This window comes from Staphylococcus sp. GDY8P126P (assembly GCF_017891965.1).
Lineage (GTDB): Bacteria > Bacillota > Bacilli > Staphylococcales > Staphylococcaceae > Staphylococcus > Staphylococcus saprophyticus.
The window spans coordinates 295,160-314,493 of record NZ_JAESKG010000001.1 but is presented as its reverse complement, the minus strand read 5'-3'; the positions used below and the strand labels follow the sequence as shown (position 1 = coordinate 314,493).

Here is a 19,334-nt window from a genome sequence, read left to right as displayed (position 1 = left end):
GAATCATGCCTAAAATGAAAACACACCGTGGAGCAGCTAAACGTGTTAAAAGAACTGGTTCAGGTAAATTAAAACGTTCTAGAGCTTTCACATCTCACTTATTTGCAAACAAGAGTACTAAACAAAAACGTAAATTACGTAAAGCTTCATTAGTAAGCAAATCAGATATGAAACGTGTAAAACAATTATTAGCTTATAAAAAATAATTAACGATATAAAAAAGATAAGATCGAACATATTTAGAGGAGGAATTTATTATGCCACGAGTTAAAGGTGGAACAGTAACAAGAGCGCGTCGTAAAAAGACGATTAAATTAGCTAAAGGTTACTTCGGTTCAAAACGTACATTGTATAAAGTAGCAAAACAACAAGTTATGAAATCAGGTCAATATGCATTCCGTGACCGTCGTCAAAGAAAACGTGATTTCCGTAAATTATGGATTACACGTATCAATGCAGCAGCTCGTCAACATGACATGAGCTATTCAAGATTAATGAATGGTTTGAAAAAAGCTGAAATTGATATCAACCGTAAAATGCTTTCTGAAATTGCAATTTCAGATGAAAAAGCTTTTGGTGAATTAGTAGCTAAAGCAAAAGATGCTTTAAAATAATAATCAAGTAGAGTCTGGGACATGAATTATTGTCTCAGACTCTTTGTCATATAGGACAAAAGATGGTTGAAATGCAATCTCTATATTGGAGATCATTTATGTTTATCGATTCGTTTCAATTTAATTCTAGAAAAGTTAAACAATGAAAATTCAACTTTTCTCTTGTTGTCTTAAATTTAATGAATGAGATTAAAATACATAGCAAATTAATTTTTGTAATTTCTAAAGTTATATTAATAATCTACAATATGATTTTGAATAATCATTTTGATAAATAACTACGGTTTGATAAAATAATGAAGAAGTCATATATGAAGGAGAAACTAATGTCTAAATTTGATGAAATGATAACAGTAGTTCCAAGAACAATTTTATTTGATAATGAAAAAAATAAATTTAATGGTTTCTTAGATAAAAATACTACAAAAGGTCAAGATATTTTTGACACACTTTCAAAATATGAGATAAAACGACGCGGTGATATGGAAGAAGACCCATCATACAAACAATTAATTTCATATTGTATATTAGAAAATGAACATGATGAAATTTTAGTTTATGAACGTTTGTCTGGTGGTGGAGAGGCACGTTTACATGGTCAGTCGTCAATCGGTGTTGGTGGTCATATGAATGATGTTAAGGGTGCTGAATCTATAAATGAAGTGTTGAGAGTTAACGCTCAAAGAGAATTAGAAGAAGAAGTTGGTTTATCGGATAGTAAGTCTCAGAATTTAGCTTACATCGGTTTCATCAATGATGACACGAATGAGGTAGGCGAAGTACATCTAGGTGTTGTCTTTAAAATCAATGTAAATAGCAATGATGTAGAATCAAAAGAAACCGACACATTGAGAATAAAATGGGTAGATCAAAGTAAAATTGATAACTATGATGAATTTGAATCATGGAGCGCTTTAATATTACAAGCTAAACAGTAGGGGTGTATAAAGATGTCCGATGTCATTCCTTTTCCTCGATCAAAAGAAAAACTGATTAGAGAAATTAAGCAATCGTTTAATAGCAATGATTTAGAGCAAATGTATCAATTGTTTGAAGACTTTGAAGAACACTTCGAATTAGATGAACAAATGGCTTTATTAAAATGTTCGATGTTATATAATATGCAGTATTTTCTAGAATTACGTGAAGAGGCCATTATTTTACTTAAACAAGGAACGACAAAGTATGATGATTTAATGGTTTATTATGTGAAAAGTTTAAACGGCTTGGGACAGTATTTTGAAGTAGTAGAAGTCATCAATCAAATTATAGATGAAGTTAATGACCATAGAACTAGAATGGAATTGTTCCCGATTAAAGAATATGCAATGAGTCAAATAGATAGTCATAATGAACATGCTACCAAAATGCTACAAAATTTCGAGTCAATTTCACTTCGTGATCAAATTAATACGATACTTACATTAATTGATTATAGTCAGTTCAGCTATAAAAATACGGTTGTGAATATTATTGAGCATGTTACTCTCGCACCTAATGTGTTAAGTATCATGCTTGAATATTTACGTTTTGCAGAATATGATCAAGAGATAGATATAATAAAATACAATTTTGACATGTCTGTTATACCTAGCAAATTACCAGGATTAGAGCATACGGAATTTAAACTTAACATCATTCCAAATGTGATTCAGCACATTGAAGAAGATGCTGCGCAATTGATAGAAGAAGCGCTTCATTTAATGAATAATCATGCCATTTTATTTTATCCATTGGATAATGAGCGAATCGCTCATATAGATGTTTGGGTTGAGGCATATACGAATTACTTTAAAGCGATGATAGGTTTAGAATCTTTAGATGAGTCTAATGCGGCAATTCAATTTATTACTGAAATAGATAAATTGAATAATTAATCATTTGTATTTCGGGTAATTGTAAAAAATAGTGTTATAATAAAGCAAATAATTTCAATTTCACAGGAAAATAAAATGTTATAAGCACAGGGTTTGTGTAGTGAATAGTCCTATGCTATAATAGTGAAGTTGAAAAAATAAAATAGGATAATCATGGAGGTTTTTATACATGACAGCAACTTGGGAAAAAAAGGAAGGTAACGAAGGTGTATTAAGCGTTACAGTTCCAGCAGAAAAAGTAGACAAAGCAATTGATCAAGCTTTCAAAAAAGTAGTTAAACAAATCAATGTACCTGGCTTTCGTAAAGGGAAAGTTCCACGTCCAATTTTTGAACAACGCTTTGGTGTAGAAGCTTTATATCAAGATGCAGTTGATATCTTATTACCAGAAGCTTATGGTGAAGCTATTGACGAAACTGGAATTAAACCAGTTGATCAACCAGAAATCAATGTAACATCAATTGAAAAAGGTAAAGAAATGACATTTGAAGCTAATGTTGTTGTAGAACCAGAAGTTCAATTAGGTGACTACAAAGGTTTAGAAGTTGAAAAACAAGATGTTGAATTAACTGATGAAGAATTACAAGAATCAATTGATCATCAATTAGGTCATTTAGCAGAAATGGTTGTTAAAGAAGATGGCGCTATTGAAAATGGCGACACAGTTAACATTGACTTTGATGGCTATGTTGATGGAGAACAATTTGAAGGTGGACAAGCTGAAGGCTACGATCTAGAAATTGGTTCAGGTTCATTTATTCCAGGATTCGAAGAACAATTAGTAGGTGTTAAAACTGGTGAAGAAAAAGATGTTAACGTTACATTCCCAGAAGAATACCATGCTGAAGAATTAGCTGGTAAAGAAGCTACATTCAAAACAAAAGTTAATGAAATTAAATATAAAGATGTTCCAGAATTAACAGATGAAATTGCTAACGAATTAGATTCAGAAGCAAACACTGTTGATGAATATAAAGAAAACTTACGTAAACGTCTAACTGAACAAAAAGAAACAGATGCTGAAAACAATCAAAAAGAAGAAGCAATTAACAAAGCAGCAAACAATGCTTCAATTGATGTTCCAGATGCAATGATTAATACTGAGTTAGATCGTATGGTTCAAGAATTTGGACAACGTATGCAACAACAAGGTCTTAATTTAGAAACTTATTTCCAAATTTCTGGTCAAGATGAATCACAATTAAGAGAACAAATGAAAGACGATGCAGAAGAACGTGTTAAAACAAACTTAACATTAACTGCTATCGCTGATGCAGAAGATATTGAAGTTTCAGATGATGATATCGATAAAGAATTAGAAAAAATGAGTGAACAATTTAATATTTCAGTAGAAGATATTAAACAAACACTAGGTAATACGGATATCGTTAAAAATGATGTACGTATTCAAAAAGTTATCGACTTATTAGTTGATGAAGCTAAATTAGTAGAACCATCTAAAGATGACTCAGAAGCGTAACTAAATATAAATAGAGCAAATTGTTTTGGGAATTATATGTTAGTCGTTTAATATAGTAAACTAGTAGCAGATGCATTCAAATAATGTGTCTGCTACACTATTTTATGCAAATAACTTGTGAAAGGTGCAAGTTGCATATTAAAATACTATCTAGTATAGTCTTTAGGGAATAGGGGTGTAAATAGAATGTTCAAATTCAATGAAGGTGAAGAAAATTTAAAATGCTCTTTCTGTGGTAAAGATCAAGACCAAGTTAAAAAACTAGTAGCAGGAAGTGGCGTGTATATTTGTAATGAGTGTATAGAGCTATGTTCAGAAATAGTTGAAGAAGAATTAGCTCAATCAGAGCCTGAAGGGCTAACTGAATTACCAACACCTAAAGAAATTATGGACAAATTAAATGATTATGTTATTGGACAAGAAAAAGCTAAAAAATCATTAGCTGTTGCTGTTTATAATCATTATAAACGTGTTCAACAATTAGGACCTAACGAAGACGAAGTGGAATTACAAAAAAGTAATGTTGCTTTAATCGGTCCAACTGGTAGTGGTAAAACACTTCTAGCACAAACATTAGCTAAAACATTAAATGTACCATTTGCAATTGCTGATGCTACAAGTTTAACAGAAGCTGGTTATGTCGGTGATGATGTTGAAAATATATTACTACGTTTAATCCAAGCTGCTGATTTTGATATAGATAAAGCTGAAAAAGGTATTATTTATGTCGATGAAATTGATAAAATTGCAAGAAAATCAGAAAACACGTCAATTACACGTGATGTATCTGGTGAAGGTGTCCAACAAGCATTGCTTAAAATTTTAGAGGGCACAACAGCAAGTGTTCCACCACAAGGCGGACGTAAGCATCCAAACCAAGAGTTAATTCAAATTGATACGACTAACATCTTATTTGTACTTGGTGGTGCCTTTGATGGTATTGATGAAGTAATCAAACGTAGATTAGGTGAAAAAGTAATTGGTTTCTCTAGTAGCGAAGCATCTAAGTATGATGAAGATGCGATTCTTGAACAAATTAGACCAGAAGATTTACAATCATATGGTTTAATTCCAGAATTTATTGGACGTGTGCCAATTGTAGCGAACCTTGAGACATTAGATGTAGACGCATTAAAAAACATCTTAACGCAACCGAAAAATGCGTTAGTTAAACAATATACTAAAATGCTTGAACTTGATGATGTCACATTAGAATTTACAGATGAAGCATTGTCAGCAATTAGTAATAAAGCAATAGAACGTAAAACAGGTGCGCGTGGATTACGCTCAATTATCGAAGAAGCATTAATTGATATTATGTACGATGTACCATCTTCTGATGGCGTTGTTAAAGTAGTAATTACTGCAGAAACGATTAATGATGAAAAAGAACCTGAACTTTACGATAAAGATGGAAATCTTGTGAATAAAGAACAAACATCTGCTTAATATATTTTAAGAAGTAAACTGGGAGTGGGACTAAGCAATCAAAGTTAATTGAGATTGCTAACCCACTCCTATTTTTATTCAAAATAACCACTTTATAGTGAGAATACATATTCATTTAATAATTTGTGTAATATAATGAAACAGAGAGTTTAACAGAAAGGAGGGGCGAAAATGAAAGTTAATCCTAACGAAATTGAATTATTGATAAGTGCGGTGAAACCAGAACAATATCCTGAAACAGGTCTAAGTGAAGTCGGTTTAAGTGGAAGATCTAATGTAGGTAAATCTACGTTTATTAATAGCATGATTGGTAGAAAAAATATGGCACGTACGTCACAACAACCTGGGAAAACACAAACACTTAATTTTTATAATATTGATAATCAACTTGTATTTGTCGATGTACCAGGATACGGATACGCTAAAGTGAGCAAAAAACAACGTGAAGCTTTTGGCAAAATGATTGAAAAATATATTTCACAACGAGAAGAATTAAAATTAGTAATTCAACTTGTAGATTTAAGACATAACCCAACTGAGGATGACATTTTAATGTATAACTACTTAAAATATTATGAAATCCCTACATTTGTGGTAGCAACTAAAGAAGACAAAATTACAAAAGGTAAAGTACAAAAACACTTAGCAAATATTCAACAAAAATTAGAAATGGAACCGGAAGATGAAATTATAAGTTATTCATCTGTGAAAAATAATAAACAACAACAAATTTGGAATGTTATAGAAAAGTATTTGTAATTATTATAAAGAACAGGCTTTTTATCATTACATATAATAGAAAATTAAGTATAATTATGACAACAATATGACTACAGATTATAATTCTTCTAATTTACAGGACGAGTTACTTAACGCATGTCATAATTGTGTTATAATAAACTTATTGTAATATGTATGGAGGGCGTTATAAATGCATTTAATTGCGGTAAGCATTAATCATCGTACTGCAGATGTAGCACTTAGAGAAAAAGTTGCTTTCAAAGATGATGCCATGCGTTCAGCCAATGTTGATTTATATGAAACGAAATCTATTTTAGAAAACGTTATACTATCAACTTGTAACCGAACAGAAGTATATGCTGTTGCAGATCAAATTCATACGGGTCGCTATTATATACAGAGATTTTTAGCGAGATCATTTGGATTAGATGTTGAGGATATTAAAGATATGACTGAAGTAAAAGTGGGGGACGAAGCAGTAAAACATTTATTGCAAGTCACTTCAGGTTTAGATTCTGTTGTACTAGGTGAGACACAAATTCTAGGGCAAATTAGAAACGCATTCTTTTTAGCTCAAGAAGAAGATACAACAGGCACTATCTTTAATCATCTATTTAAACAAGCAATTACTTTTGCGAAGAAAGCACATAATGAGACTGATATTGCTGATAATGCAGTAAGTGTTTCGTATGCGGCTGTTGAACTAAGTAAAAAAGTGTTTGGCAAAGTCAATAATAAGCAAGCTTTAATTATAGGTGCAGGGGATATGAGTGAATTATCACTCTTAAATTTAATTGGTTCAGGTGTAACTGATATCACAATTGTAAATAGAACATTGAGTAAAGCTCAAGATTTAGCAATGAAACATCATGTTAAATTTGAACCAATGGAATCATTACCAAGACTTTTAGCAGACGTAGATATAGTAATAAGTTCAACAAGTTCAGAAAATTATATTGTGACAAATGAAATGTTGCAATCTATTAGCACTGAACGTAAACACGATTCATTAGTAATGATTGATATTGCGGTTCCTAGGGACATTGAACCGAATATAGATACAATCCACGATATGTTTAGCTATGATGTTGATGATTTGAAAGGTTTAGTAGATGCTAATCTGAGAGAACGACAACTAGCAGCAGAACAAATTATACAAAACATTCCAAATGAAATTGAAGCACATAATGAATGGGTTAATATGTTAGGCGTTGTGCCAGTTATTCGCGCACTTAGAGAAAAAGCCATGTCAATTCAAGAGGATACAATGGATAGTATAGACAGAAAATTACCTGGATTATCTGAAAGAGAACGCAAAATCATTTCAAAACATACAAAAAGCATTATAAACCAAATGTTGAAAGATCCTATAAAACAAGCTAAAGAATTGAGTAGTGATAAGAAAAGTAACGAAAAATTAGAGCTATTTCAAAACATATTTGATATTGAAGCTGAAAATGCATATGAAGCTAAAAAGCAAAAGAACAATATGAAAACAGGTCAAATCTTAAGTTTTGAATAAGCATTAGCAAATGGTGATAATATGCAAGAACTATTATTCATAAGGTTAAATGAACTAATATTATTAATTTATCTATTTAGTATTGCTTGTTATTTTTTTGATTTTATTAAAAGGTTTTATAAGATTAGAAACATTGGATTTGTTACATTGGGGATTGTTTGGGTGTTACAAACAATCTCCTTATCTTTTTACGTAACCGCAACAAATCAAGTGCCATTGGGCAATGTTTTTGATGTATTATTTGCACTTGCGTGGTTGATTATTTCGATATCAATCGTGATTAGTGTGATTAAACAAGTCAATATATCCATTTTCTTATTTAATATAATTGGCTTCGTTTTTATCGCAATTAGTACATTTCAACCTATGCACTATCAAGGTGCTGGTGAAAAATTGAATGTAATCAATGAATTACTTATTGTACACGTAACGTTTGCGATAATAAGTTATGCTGTTTTTGCCTTTGCATTTGTGAATAGCATTTTATACTTAATTCAATTTAAAAATTTGAAACAAAAGCGATTTACTCAAAAATACTTTAGAATTAGTAGTGTAGCTACACTTGAAAAAGTTGTATTTTATAATAGTTTAGTGGGTTTTTTATTTATCATATTAAGCATTATTTTAGGTGCTCAATGGGGCATCAATACGATTGGGATGGATATTTTTGTAGATCCGAAAGTAATTATGTCTGTAATTATTACGATATTGTATGGTTTATACTTATTATTAAGAGTAAGGCAGTCGATATCAAAACATAAGTTGATTTATATTAATATCATTCTATTTTGTTTAAACATGATTAATTTATTATTCACTTCCCATGTCTCTGATTTTCATCAATGGACTGGGATTTAAAGAGATACTAAATATAAATGATGAAACGATAAATTGCTAGGAGGTTACGCAAAATGCGTAAGTTAGTCGTTGGTTCAAGAAGAAGTAAATTGGCTTTAACACAAAGTCGACAATTTATAGATAAATTAAAAGCTATTGACCCAAGTTTAGAAATAGAAATTAAAGAAATAGTGACAAAGGGTGACCTCATCGTAGATAAACAATTATCGAAAGTAGGCGGAAAAGGCCTTTTTGTGAAAGAAATTCAAAATGAATTATTTAATCATGGCATCGATATGGCGATACATTCTTTGAAAGATGTACCTAGCGTCATTCCTGATGGGTTAACTTTAGGGTGTATCCCTGACCGTGAAAATCCATACGATGCATATATTGCAAAAAATCATGTTCCTTTAAATGAACTTCCTGATAATAGCATTGTGGGAACAAGTTCGTTACGCAGAGGTGCACAAATTCTTGCAAAATATCCTAAGTTACAAATTAAATGGATACGAGGAAATATTGATACTCGTTTAAATAAACTTGAAACAGAAGATTATGATGCAATCATTCTAGCTGCTGCCGGATTAAAACGTATGGGTTGGTCTGATGATATCGTCACGAGCTATTTAGACAAAGAAACATTAATTCCAGCAATAGGTCAAGGTGCATTAGGCATTGAATGTCGTTCAGATGATGAGACCCTTTTATCACTATTGAGCAAAGTTCATAATCAAGATGTTGCTGATTGTGTCACTGCTGAACGTACGTTCTTAACTCGAATGAATGGTAGTTGTCAGGTGCCAATCGGTGGCTATGCAACAAAAGAAGCTGATGGCACAATCGAATTTACAGGGTTAATCATGTCTCCAGATGGTAAAGAACGATATCAGCACACTGTACGTGGCATAGATCCCGTTGCATTAGGTGAAGAAGTGACTAAAGTATTAAATGAACAAGGCGCGTATGAAATAATTAAAGCACTAAACGAAGAACAATAATACTTCGAGGTGAAAATAAATGAGACCAGTTATAGTAATGACTCAAACGAGTGAATTTTATAAATCAGATGTATGTATACTACATAAACCTTTCATAAATGTAGAACCGTTATCATTTAATCTGAATTTACTCGATGTTAATTATGACTGGCTTATTTTTTCGTCCAAAAAAGCTGTGGAATACTTCAAACCCTACTTATCTAAACTGAATTACAAAAAAATTGCTGTGATTGGTGAAAAAACTGCAGATTATTGTACTTCAATTGGATTGAAAGTATCATTTTGTCCTAAAGACTATTCGCAAGAAGGATTTCTGAAAGCATTTAAAACACATGAACAAAGCAATATTTTATTACCTTCTAGCGCAGCTGCTAGGTCCACGCTTGAAGAAGGATTGAAACAACAAAATTATAATGTTCAAAAGATTGATTTATATGAGCCTGTGCCACATACAAAGCATATTAAGCATGTTAAAATGTTGATTGAGCAAGGCAAAGTGGATGCAATTACATTCGCAAGTTCATCCGCAGTGCGTTATTTTTTTGAAGATAATCAAAACGTATCATTTAATAATTATTTTGTGATAGGGCAACAAACGCTAGATACATTGAATCATTATCAAAAACAAGGTATCGTTGCTGATATACAGACATTAGATGCTTTAGTTAATAAAATTTTAGAAAGTTGGGAAGAAAATGCAATTTGATAGACATAGACGTTTACGTAGTAGTAAATCAATGAGAAATTTAGTTAGAGAAACACATGTGAACAAAGAAGATTTAATTTATCCAATCTTTGTAGTAGAACGTGATAATGTTAAAGAAGAAATTAAATCATTGCCTGGCGTTTACCAATTAAGCTTAAATGTATTAGACGAAGAAATTAAAGAAGCATATGATTTAGGCATTAGAGGTGTTATGTTTTTCGGCGTTCCAAATGAAAAAGATGCTATAGGAACAGGTGCATATGATCATAATGGGATTGTTCAAGAAGCTACAAGAAAAGCAAAGGCTATGTATGATGACTTATTAGTTGTTGCAGATACATGCTTATGTGAATATACAGACCACGGTCATTGTGGTGTCATTAATGAACAAACGAAAGATGTAGATAACGATAAATCACTACCATTATTAGTGAAAACAGCTATATCACAAGTTGAAGCTGGTGCGGATATCATTGCACCTAGTAATATGATGGACGGCTTTGTTGCTGAAATCAGAGCAGGTCTAGATGACGCTGGATATTATAATGTCCCAATTATGAGTTACGGAATTAAATATGCATCAAGTTTTTTTGGTCCCTTCCGTGATGCTGCAGAATCAACACCACAGTTTGGAGATCGTAAGACTTATCAAATGGATCCAGCTAATCGTAGAGAAGCATTGAGAGAACTAGATAGTGATTTACGTGAGGGCGCAGATATGATGATTGTTAAGCCAGCCCTTAGCTTCTTAGATATTATTAGAGATGTTAGAAATACTACGAACGTTCCAGTTGTTGCATATAATGTAAGTGGTGAGTACAGTATGACTAAAGCCGCATCATTGAATGGTTGGATAGACGAAAAAGCAGTTGTTATGGAACAAATGACTTCCATGAAACGTGCTGGTGCGGATATGATTATTACGTATTTTTCAAAAGATATTTGTCGTTATTTAGACGAACAATAGTGATTAGGAGGTTATGTGAATGCGTTACAGTAACTCAGAAAAAGCAATGGCTAAAGCCGAAGAATTAATGCCTGGTGGTGTAAACAGTCCAGTAAGAGCATTTAAATCTGTTGATACACCAGCCATATTTATGGATCATGGTGAAGGTTCAAGAATTTATGATATTGATGGTAATGAATACATCGATTATGTATTAAGTTGGGGTCCTTTAATTTTAGGACACAAAAATAAACAAGTCATTGAAAAGATACATGAAGCGGTGGACAAAGGAACAAGTTTTGGTGCTTCAACATTACAGGAGAATAAATTAGCTGAACTTGTTATCGAACGTGTACCATCTATAGAAAAAGTGCGTATGGTATCTTCAGGTACTGAGGCGACGTTAGATACATTACGCTTGGCTCGTGGTTATACAGGTAGAAATAAAATTGTGAAATTTGTAGGTTGTTACCATGGTCATAGTGACTCACTGTTAATAAAAGCTGGTTCTGGTGTAGCAACACTTGGATTACCTGATTCACCGGGTGTGCCAGAAGGTATTGCAAAAAACACAATTACAGTACCTTATAATGATTTAGATGCAATCAAACTTGCGTTTGAAGAATTCGGTGACGATATCGCAGGCGTAATTGTTGAGCCTGTAGCTGGTAACATGGGTGTGGTACCTCCAGTTGAAGGTTTTTTACAAGGCTTAAGAGATATCACAACAGCGTATGGTTCGTTATTGATTTTCGATGAGGTAATGACTGGATTCCGTGTAGGATATAACTGTGCACAAGGATACTTCGATATCACTCCTGATTTAACTTGCTTAGGTAAAGTAATCGGTGGTGGATTGCCAGTAGGTGCATTCGGAGGTAAAAAAGAAATTATGGATCAAATTGCCCCAACAGGTGATATTTATCAAGCTGGTACATTATCCGGTAATCCATTAGCCATGACGAGCGGCTACGAAACATTAAGTCAATTAACACCTGAAACGTATGACTATTTCAATAAATTAGGTGATTTACTAGAGCAAGGCTTAAAAGATGTTTTTGCCAAACATAATGTGCCAATCACTGTAAATCGTGCTGGTTCTATGATAGGATATTTCTTAAATGCAGGGCCAGTAACGAATTTTGAACAAGCTAACAATAGCGATTTAGAAATGTTTAGCCAAATGTATAGAGAAATGGCAAAAGAGGGCGTATTTTTACCACCTTCACAATTTGAAGGAACGTTCCTTTCTACTTCACATACTGAAGAAGATATTAACAAAACCATACAAGCATTTGATACAGCATTAAGTCGAATTGTATAAAGTTTAAATGATGCCCGAGCAACCAATGTGTTGAGCGGGCATTTTATTTGGATTGACTGTGATTGACGATAATGATGAAAGTTGTGAGAACATGAATAAGCAATTAAGAAATAATATGATCGTATTACTGTTCGCCGTGATATTAAGTTTGATATTAAACGCAGCGCATATATTGTTGCCATTCATGTTTGGTCCTATTATTGCAAGTGTGATTTGTGTGAGGGTCTTTCGTCTAGAGATTGAATGGCCATTTTGGCTTAGTCAGATAGGTTTGGTTTTGCTAGGTGTTCAAATTGGTTCAACTTTCACTAAAAATGTAATATTAGATATTAAAGATGATTGGTTAACGATTATTTTGATTACTGTCATGTTGTTAGCCCTAGCATTAGTGATAGCATTCTTTTTCAAAAAAATTGCCAAAGTTAATACGGAAACTGCTATTCTTAGTGTGATTCCAGGGGCTTTAAGTCAAATGTTAATCATGGCGGAAGAAAATAAAAGAGCAAATATTATGGTAGTCAGTTTGACACAAACTTCAAGGATTATTTTTGTAGTTATTCTAGTACCATTTATTTCTTACTTTTTCAGAGATAATGGTAGTAATGGTAGCCCTGAAAAGGCGACAACGAAGGTACTGACAGATGCAGTATCAATTCCCCAAATATTACTTTTAGCATTAGCAGTTTTTATTGTTTATATCATAATGAGTAAGATTAATTTTCCAACGAAACAGTTACTAGCACCGATTATAGTACTTATTAGTTGGAATTTAATTACAGGTGTAACATTTACTCTAGATAATTATATTATTGCGTCGGCCCAGGTGATCTATATGATTCGCATTGGTCTACAAATAGCTAAGTTGCTAGATCAAATGAAAGGGAGAATTGCAGTTGCGATTGCATTTCAAAATGTACTTTTGATATTACTTGCCTTTATCATGGTGTTGCTAATTTCGATGGTGTCTAATCATTCTGTAAATGAATTGTTCCTTGGTGCTGCACCTGGTGGCATGAGCCAAATCGTATTAGTAGCAATTGAAACAGGTGCCGATGTGGCGCTGATATCGAGTTATCATATTTTTAGGATATTCTTTATTTTATTCTTAATTGCACCTTTATTAGGTCATTTACTCAAATATATAGATAGATCACATTCTTAGAGCTATTAGAATTTATTGATTTACTATTGAGTTTGATTAGGTATTTTAAAATGAAATATGTTCACAAATAACCTTCTATTCATAGAAGGTTATTTTTTAATGAAAACAAAATGCATAAAATAATAATCAGACATTTTAAGGGGATTATCATTAATTTCATTCCAATTTTTAAATATGGGTAACTTAATATTCTTATTTATAGGTCTACTAATGATCGGTATCGTATTATCAGTCTACGAAGGCACAATGCCAGGCACACTACCGACACTATTCTTTTCAAATGTTCGTTATAGAACACTGTCTTGGACATTTAACATTTCAGTGTCTGTGTTTGGTGGTACGACACCTTTAGTAGCGACATGGTTGGTACATGAAACTGGAAACAACATTGCCCCAGGCTTTTATTGGTTAATAGTGAGTATTATTGGCCTTATAGTTGTCGTGTTTTTATTTAAAGACACTTCAAACAGTCTTTAAAAGGCTCTTATCCAACTGTTTCTAATGAAAAAGAATTTAAAATAGCTGTTGAAAACCCTAAAGATTCATTATGGTGGCATTCAGAAAGCCAACAAAATAAATAATCTATTAATTACATTATGAAACAGCGATGTACTTTTTAATGATTTCATTTTACTTATAACAAATGAAATCATTGAAAAGTATTTTTTTATTTAAAAATAAGCATATAGGTTATGAATATATACGAGTCACTTTTACAAGTAATTTAGTTTAACAAATTTTAATCATCTAATTATTTAGTTATGGTTATAAATCGGATTGTTTGGACAAGACTGCAAATGCGCATTATACAATCCAGCAGCCTCTAAAAATGAAAAAACTGTTACTGGACCTAAAAATTTGAACCCATAACTTTTTAAAGATTTTGAAAGTTTTGTTGCACGTTCATCTACAGTAATTCGGTCACTAGGTTGTTTGTAACCACAATTAATGGGTTCATAATCAACAGTTGACCATAAATAATCACTGAAACTACCGTAGTCTTTTTCAATTTCAAAGTAACCTTTTGCTTGACTTACAATTGCTTCTAATTTTTTTCTGTTATGTACGATATTAGGGAAAGTCATTAATTGATCAATATCCTTATCTGTCATTTTTACAATTTGATGAGGATCGAAATCATAAAATGCTTGTTCATAGGATTCTTTTTTCTTTAATATTGTTAACCATGAAAGACCAGCATGTTGAGATTCTAGTGCTAAGAGTTTAAACAATTTGAGACTATCATATAGTGGTTGCCCCCATACTTCGTCATGATATTTTAAATAGATTGGATCTTTGGTACCAAATGCACAGTCGTTCATAAATTTCACTCCATTTTATTGACTTATTTTAACATCCATTATACTATAATTAAGTAAATAAATATTGTCTACTGGGAAGAGTAAATAGGCTTGAATTTAACAGAGAGTACAAGAATGCTGAAAATGTACAATTTAACTTATTGAAGGTAGCCCACATTGAACTTTAACTGAACACTAATCATATGAAGATATCTGTTTAATAGGTTAAAGCGTGCTTGAGCGTTAATCATGTAATTAAGTGCTTGAAATTAGTTTGTAATTTCTTGAATTTAGGTGGTACCACGGAATATCCGTCCTATTTAGATAGGGCGGATATTTTTATTTTTAAGGAGGATTTTAACACATGGAAATGAAACCAAAATATAATCCAAGGGAAGTTGAGTCTGGACGTTATGACCAATGGGTAAACAGTGGATATTTTAAAGCAAAAGATGATCAATCTAAAGAAACATATACAATCGTTATTCCGCCTCCAAATGTAACTGGTAAATTACATCTTGGTCATGCTTGGGATACAACATTACAAGATATATTGACACGTATGAAACGCATGCAGGGTTACGATACCTTATATCTGCCAGGCATGGATCATGCAGGCATTGCGACACAAGCTAAAGTAGAAGCAAAATTAAATGAACAAGGTTTATCTCGACATGATTTAGGAAGAGAAAAATTCTTGGAGCAAGCATGGGACTGGAAAGAGGAATATGCAAACTTTATCAGACAACAATGGGCTAAACTTGGTCTTGGTCTAGATTATAGTAGAGAAAGATTCACATTGGATGAAGGTTTAAGTAAAGCAGTTAAAAAAGTATTCGTTGATATGTACAATAAAGGCTTGATTTATCGTGGCGAATATATTATTAATTGGGATCCTATTGCGCGCACGGCTTTATCTGATATTGAAGTTATACATGAAGATGTGCAAGGCAAATTTTACCATTTTAAATATCCTTATGCAGATGGTAATGGTTATATTGAAATTGCAACGACACGTCCAGAAACGATGTTAGGTGACACTGCAATTGTGGTTAACCCGAATGATGAACGTTATAAAGACGTAATAGGTAAAACAGTTATTTTACCTATTGTAGGTAGAGAATTACCAATATTGGCTGATGAATATGTAGATATTGAATTTGGTAGTGGTGCGATGAAAGTTACACCTGCGCATGACCCAAATGATTTTGAAATAGGTAATCGACATGATTTAGAGCGTATTATTGTCATGGATGAATCAGGTAAGATGAATGACAAAGCTGATAAATACCAAGGCATGGATCGTTTTGATTGTCGTGAACAATTAGTAAAAGATTTAGAAGCGGAAAACCTAGTCATTAAAATTGAAGAGCATGAACATTCAGTTGGTCATTCTGAGCGTTCTGGTGCAGTCGTAGAACCTTATTTATCTACGCAATGGTTCGTTAAGATGAAACCACTTGCTGAACAAGCATTAAATAACCAAAAAACAGACGACAGAATCGATTTTGTTCCAGCCCGCTTTGAAAAAACATTTAATCGATGGATGGAAGAAATTCGAGATTGGACAATATCTAGACAACTTTGGTGGGGGCATCAAATTCCAGCATGGTACCATAAGGAAACTGGTGAAATATTTGTAGGTGAGCATGAACCAGAAGATATTGAAAACTGGGTACAAGATGAAGATGTCTTGGATACTTGGTTCTCCAGTGCTTTATGGCCGTTTTCTACACTAGGCTGGCCTGATGTCGAAGCAGATGACTTCCAACGTTATTTCCCAACAAATGCTTTAGTGACTGGTTATGATATTATCTTTTTCTGGGTAGCTAGAATGATTTTCCAAGGATTAGAATTTACTGGAAAACGTCCGTTCAATGATGTATTATTACATGGATTGGTTCGTGCGGAAGATGGCCGTAAGATGAGTAAATCGCTCGGTAATGGTGTTGACCCAATGGATGTTATTGATGAATATGGCGCTGATAGTTTACGCTATTTCTTAGCCACAGGATCGTCACCAGGTCATGATTTACGTTATTCTACTGAAAAAGTGGAGTCTATATGGAATTTTATTAACAAAATTTGGAATGCTGCGAGATTCAGTATTATGAATATTGGTGAAGACTTTACGGTAGAACAAGTTGACTTATCAGGTGATTTATCACTTGCTGACAAGTGGATTTTAACTCGCTTAAACGAAACAATTGAGAATGTAACGGAATTAAGTGATAAATATGAGTTTGGTGAAGTAGGCAGAACGTTATATAATTTCATATGGGATGAATTCTGTGATTGGTATATTGAAATGAGTAAGATACCAATGAATGGTGAAGACGAAGCACAGAAACAAATCACGCGCTCTGTACTTACTTATGTACTAGATAATACGATGAGAATGCTACACCCATTCATGCCATTTGTGACTGAACAAATTTGGCAAAATTTACCTCACGAAGGTGAAACAATTGTTAAAGCTGCTTGGCCAAAAGTAAACGAAGCGCTTGTTTTTGATGACAGTAAAGAAACAATGCAGCAACTCGTTGAAATTATAAAATCTGTGAGACAGTCACGCTTAGAAGTGGATACACCTTTATCTAAGGCGATTCCAATTTTCATTAAAGCAAAAGATGAAAATATTAAAGAAACATTGTTGAATAATTCAAATTATATAGATAGATTTTGTCATCCAAGTGAATTAACGATTGATACAACAATTGAAATTCCTGAAAAAGCAATGACATCTGTAACGACAGCCGGTGAAGTTGTACTTCCATTAGAAGGTTTGATTGATATGGATAAAGAGATTGCACGTTTAGAAAATGAACTTTTAAAATGGGAAAAAGAGCTAGATCGAGTAAATAAAAAATTAGCAAATGAAAACTTCGTCAATAAAGCACCTGAAAAAGTGATTAATGAAGAACGTGAGAAAAAGCAAACCTATCAAGAGAAATATGATGGTGTTAAATTACGAATTAATCAATTAAAAGCATAGGAGTCCTTAAGATGAATTACCTAGATAGCTTATATTGGATACACGAGCGAACTAAGTTTGGTATAAAGCCAGGCGTCAAACGCATGGAATGGATGCTAGAGCGCTTGAATAATCCACAATTTAATATAAATGGTATTCATGTAGGTGGTACAAATGGTAAAGGATCGACCGTTTCATATTTGAGATCAGCACTTGTTGATAACGGATATGAAGTGGGCACATTCACTTCACCATTTATCGAGACCTTCAATGAACGCATTAGTTTAAATGGGAATCCAATAAGTGATGATGAGATTGTTGCACTCGTTCAACACGTCAAACCCGTCAGTGAAGCATTAGAAATAGAAACAGAACTTGGCACTGCTACCGAATTTGAAATTATAACAACAATGATGTTTTTATATTTTGGAGAAATTCATCCAGTAGATTTTGTTATAGTCGAAGCAGGATTAGGTATTAAAAATGATTCGACTAATATATTTAAACCAATATTATCAATCCTTACAAGTATTGGGTTAGATCATACAGACCTTTTAGGTGATACTTATGTAGATATCGCGAAAGACAAAGGCGCTATCGTTAAACCTAATACACCTGTTATTTATGCCGTGAAAAACGATGAAGCACTTAAAGTGATTAGAGATTATGTTGAGCAACAAGAGGCTGAAGGCATCGAATTAGATCGCGATATTAGTATTATTTCAGAAGATGAAGAATTTACTTATCGCTATAAAGATTATGAATTAGAAACACTACTTCTGAATATGGTCGGTGAACATCAAAAAGAAAATGCAGCTCTAGCGATTACGGCATTAATTGAATTAAATGAAGATGGTATCGTTGATTTAGATTTCAATAAAATGATAGATGGTATAGAATCCGTAAGTTGGACTGGTAGAATTGAACAAGTAAAAGATCAGCCTTTAATGATTATGGATGGAGCGCATAATGTAGAAAGCGTAGAAGCGTTAATTAGCACAATTAAGCAATATTACAACATAGAAAATATAGATATCTTGTTTTCAGCAATTAAAGGAAAGCCCATCAATGCCATGGTAGATCAACTTAAAACGATTGCATCGACACTCTATATTACTGATTTTGATTTCCCGAAAGCCTTAACAAAAGAAGAGATTTTTGAAGACGTCAGATACGATCAAAAAGCACTTGTTGATGATTATGTTAAGTTTATAGAAACTTATGAGGGTGAAGGTTTAATCATTACTGGCAGTTTATACTTTATTAGCGAAGTAAAATCTAAAGTGAATTTTAATGAGAGCAATTAGGACATAAATGATGCATATATTAAAGTATAGCAATATGTCTAGTTATATGAGCTTGAGTTTAATACTACCTAAACTGAAACTTATTCGTAAGTG

17 protein-coding genes, 1 pseudogene and 1 other annotated feature are annotated in these 19,334 nt (G+C 32.8%); of the genes and pseudogenes, 17 read left to right on the top strand and 1 reads right to left on the bottom strand.

The window, feature by feature from the left end; translation table 11 throughout:
* Nucleotides 1–5 precede the first annotated feature (5 nt).
* The 15 genes and pseudogenes from rpmI to KA893_RS01515 all read left to right on the top strand — a co-directional run.
* On the top strand, nucleotides 6–206 hold the full coding sequence (gene rpmI / locus KA893_RS01585; protein WP_002483064.1) for a 50S ribosomal protein L35: 201 nt from the start codon (nucleotides 6–8) through the stop codon (nucleotides 204–206).
* Nucleotides 207–257: 51 nt separating this feature from the next.
* Nucleotides 258–614, top strand: coding sequence for a 50S ribosomal protein L20 (gene rplT, locus KA893_RS01580; RefSeq protein WP_002483065.1), 357 nt, complete (start codon nucleotides 258–260; stop codon nucleotides 612–614).
* A 326-nt stretch (nucleotides 615–940) separates the two neighbouring features.
* Nucleotides 941–1,552, top strand: coding sequence for an NUDIX domain-containing protein (locus KA893_RS01575; RefSeq protein ID WP_002483066.1), 612 nt, complete (start codon nucleotides 941–943; stop codon nucleotides 1,550–1,552).
* Nucleotides 1,553–1,564: 12 nt separating this feature from the next.
* Nucleotides 1,565–2,491 carry a hypothetical protein gene (locus KA893_RS01570; RefSeq protein WP_002483067.1) on the top strand — a complete coding sequence of 309 codons (927 nt, stop codon included), beginning with the start codon at nucleotides 1,565–1,567 and terminating at the stop codon, nucleotides 2,489–2,491.
* A 169-nt stretch (nucleotides 2,492–2,660) separates the two neighbouring features.
* Nucleotides 2,661–3,971, top strand: coding sequence for a trigger factor (gene tig / locus KA893_RS01565; RefSeq protein WP_002483068.1), 1,311 nt, complete (start codon nucleotides 2,661–2,663; stop codon nucleotides 3,969–3,971).
* Between the two features lie 186 nt (nucleotides 3,972–4,157).
* Nucleotides 4,158–5,420 carry an ATP-dependent Clp protease ATP-binding subunit ClpX gene (clpX, locus tag KA893_RS01560; RefSeq protein ID WP_002483069.1) on the top strand — a complete coding sequence of 421 codons (1,263 nt, stop codon included), beginning with the start codon at nucleotides 4,158–4,160 and terminating at the stop codon, nucleotides 5,418–5,420.
* Between the two features lie 171 nt (nucleotides 5,421–5,591).
* A complete protein-coding gene (gene yihA, locus KA893_RS01555; RefSeq protein ID WP_002483070.1) occupies nucleotides 5,592–6,179 on the top strand; it encodes a ribosome biogenesis GTP-binding protein YihA/YsxC in 588 nt (195 codons plus the stop codon).
* Between the two features lie 172 nt (nucleotides 6,180–6,351).
* A complete protein-coding gene (gene hemA / locus KA893_RS01550) occupies nucleotides 6,352–7,683 on the top strand; it encodes a glutamyl-tRNA reductase (RefSeq protein ID WP_002483071.1) in 1,332 nt (443 codons plus the stop codon).
* A gap of 21 nt (nucleotides 7,684–7,704) precedes the next feature.
* Nucleotides 7,705–8,541 carry a cytochrome c biogenesis protein CcsA gene (ccsA, locus tag KA893_RS01545; RefSeq protein WP_041079988.1) on the top strand — a complete coding sequence of 279 codons (837 nt, stop codon included), beginning with the start codon at nucleotides 7,705–7,707 and terminating at the stop codon, nucleotides 8,539–8,541.
* A gap of 53 nt (nucleotides 8,542–8,594) precedes the next feature.
* Nucleotides 8,595–9,521: a hydroxymethylbilane synthase gene (gene hemC, locus KA893_RS01540; protein WP_002483073.1), complete on the top strand. Its 927-nt coding sequence runs from the start codon at nucleotides 8,595–8,597 to the stop codon at nucleotides 9,519–9,521.
* A gap of 19 nt (nucleotides 9,522–9,540) precedes the next feature.
* Nucleotides 9,541–10,227: a uroporphyrinogen-III synthase gene (locus KA893_RS01535; protein ID WP_011302931.1), complete on the top strand. Its 687-nt coding sequence runs from the start codon at nucleotides 9,541–9,543 to the stop codon at nucleotides 10,225–10,227.
* The gene (gene hemB / locus KA893_RS01530) at nucleotides 10,217–11,194 is read left to right on the top strand and encodes a porphobilinogen synthase (RefSeq protein ID WP_002483075.1); all 978 of its coding nucleotides are present in this window, start codon (nucleotides 10,217–10,219) and stop codon (nucleotides 11,192–11,194) included. Before KA893_RS01535 ends, hemB begins: the two co-directional genes overlap by 11 nt.
* Nucleotides 11,195–11,213: 19 nt before the next feature.
* Entirely contained in the window at nucleotides 11,214–12,497 is a 1,284-nt protein-coding gene (gene hemL / locus KA893_RS01525; RefSeq protein ID WP_115343815.1) for a glutamate-1-semialdehyde 2,1-aminomutase, read from the top strand.
* Between the two features lie 91 nt (nucleotides 12,498–12,588).
* Nucleotides 12,589–13,659: an AbrB family transcriptional regulator gene (locus tag KA893_RS01520; RefSeq protein WP_037538355.1), complete on the top strand. Its 1,071-nt coding sequence runs from the start codon at nucleotides 12,589–12,591 to the stop codon at nucleotides 13,657–13,659.
* A 147-nt stretch (nucleotides 13,660–13,806) separates the two neighbouring features.
* Nucleotides 13,807–14,240: pseudogene (locus tag KA893_RS01515) on the top strand (MFS transporter); the annotation flags it as partial.
* A 174-nt stretch (nucleotides 14,241–14,414) separates the two neighbouring features.
* On the opposite strand, the gene KA893_RS01510 reads toward KA893_RS01515, so the two are convergent.
* On the bottom strand, nucleotides 14,415–14,981 hold the full coding sequence (locus KA893_RS01510; protein WP_002483079.1) for a DNA-3-methyladenine glycosylase I: 567 nt from the start codon (nucleotides 14,979–14,981) through the stop codon (nucleotides 14,415–14,417).
* 58 nt (nucleotides 14,982–15,039) lie between these two features.
* Nucleotides 15,040–15,282, top strand: a binding site (T-box leader).
* A gap of 42 nt (nucleotides 15,283–15,324) precedes the next feature.
* Here KA893_RS01510 and KA893_RS01505 point away from each other — a divergent pair.
* Together KA893_RS01505 and KA893_RS01500 are read left to right on the top strand one after the other, a co-directional pair.
* Nucleotides 15,325–17,955, top strand: a complete 2,631-nt coding sequence (locus KA893_RS01505) for a valine--tRNA ligase (protein WP_002483080.1) — start codon at nucleotides 15,325–15,327, stop codon at nucleotides 17,953–17,955.
* Between the two features lie 11 nt (nucleotides 17,956–17,966).
* Nucleotides 17,967–19,241, top strand: a complete 1,275-nt coding sequence (locus KA893_RS01500; protein ID WP_210125530.1) for a bifunctional folylpolyglutamate synthase/dihydrofolate synthase — start codon at nucleotides 17,967–17,969, stop codon at nucleotides 19,239–19,241.
* The last annotated feature ends 93 nt before the right edge of the window (nucleotides 19,242–19,334 follow it).

What these genes read in the sequence shown, in the direction of transcription:
- rpmI (WP_002483064.1), top strand. Translation starts at nt 6, where the DNA reads ATGCCTAAAATGAAAACACACCGTGGAGCAGCTAAACGTGTTAAAAGA.
- rplT (WP_002483065.1), top strand. Translation starts at nt 258, where the DNA reads ATGCCACGAGTTAAAGGTGGAACAGTAACAAGAGCGCGTCGTAAAAAG.
- KA893_RS01575 (WP_002483066.1), top strand. Translation starts at nt 941, where the DNA reads ATGTCTAAATTTGATGAAATGATAACAGTAGTTCCAAGAACAATTTTA.
- KA893_RS01570 (WP_002483067.1), top strand. Translation starts at nt 1,565, where the DNA reads ATGTCCGATGTCATTCCTTTTCCTCGATCAAAAGAAAAACTGATTAGA.
- tig (WP_002483068.1), top strand. Translation starts at nt 2,661, where the DNA reads ATGACAGCAACTTGGGAAAAAAAGGAAGGTAACGAAGGTGTATTAAGC.
- clpX (WP_002483069.1), top strand. Translation starts at nt 4,158, where the DNA reads ATGTTCAAATTCAATGAAGGTGAAGAAAATTTAAAATGCTCTTTCTGT.
- yihA (WP_002483070.1), top strand. Translation starts at nt 5,592, where the DNA reads ATGAAAGTTAATCCTAACGAAATTGAATTATTGATAAGTGCGGTGAAA.
- hemA (WP_002483071.1), top strand. Translation starts at nt 6,352, where the DNA reads ATGCATTTAATTGCGGTAAGCATTAATCATCGTACTGCAGATGTAGCA.
- ccsA (WP_041079988.1), top strand. Translation starts at nt 7,705, where the DNA reads ATGCAAGAACTATTATTCATAAGGTTAAATGAACTAATATTATTAATT.
- hemC (WP_002483073.1), top strand. Translation starts at nt 8,595, where the DNA reads ATGCGTAAGTTAGTCGTTGGTTCAAGAAGAAGTAAATTGGCTTTAACA.
- KA893_RS01535 (WP_011302931.1), top strand. Translation starts at nt 9,541, where the DNA reads ATGAGACCAGTTATAGTAATGACTCAAACGAGTGAATTTTATAAATCA.
- hemB (WP_002483075.1), top strand. Translation starts at nt 10,217, where the DNA reads ATGCAATTTGATAGACATAGACGTTTACGTAGTAGTAAATCAATGAGA.
- hemL (WP_115343815.1), top strand. Translation starts at nt 11,214, where the DNA reads ATGCGTTACAGTAACTCAGAAAAAGCAATGGCTAAAGCCGAAGAATTA.
- KA893_RS01520 (WP_037538355.1), top strand. Translation starts at nt 12,589, where the DNA reads ATGAATAAGCAATTAAGAAATAATATGATCGTATTACTGTTCGCCGTG.
- KA893_RS01510 (WP_002483079.1), bottom strand. Translation starts at nt 14,981, where the DNA reads ATGAACGACTGTGCATTTGGTACCAAAGATCCAATCTATTTAAAATAT.
- KA893_RS01505 (WP_002483080.1), top strand. Translation starts at nt 15,325, where the DNA reads ATGGAAATGAAACCAAAATATAATCCAAGGGAAGTTGAGTCTGGACGT.
- KA893_RS01500 (WP_210125530.1), top strand. Translation starts at nt 17,967, where the DNA reads ATGAATTACCTAGATAGCTTATATTGGATACACGAGCGAACTAAGTTT.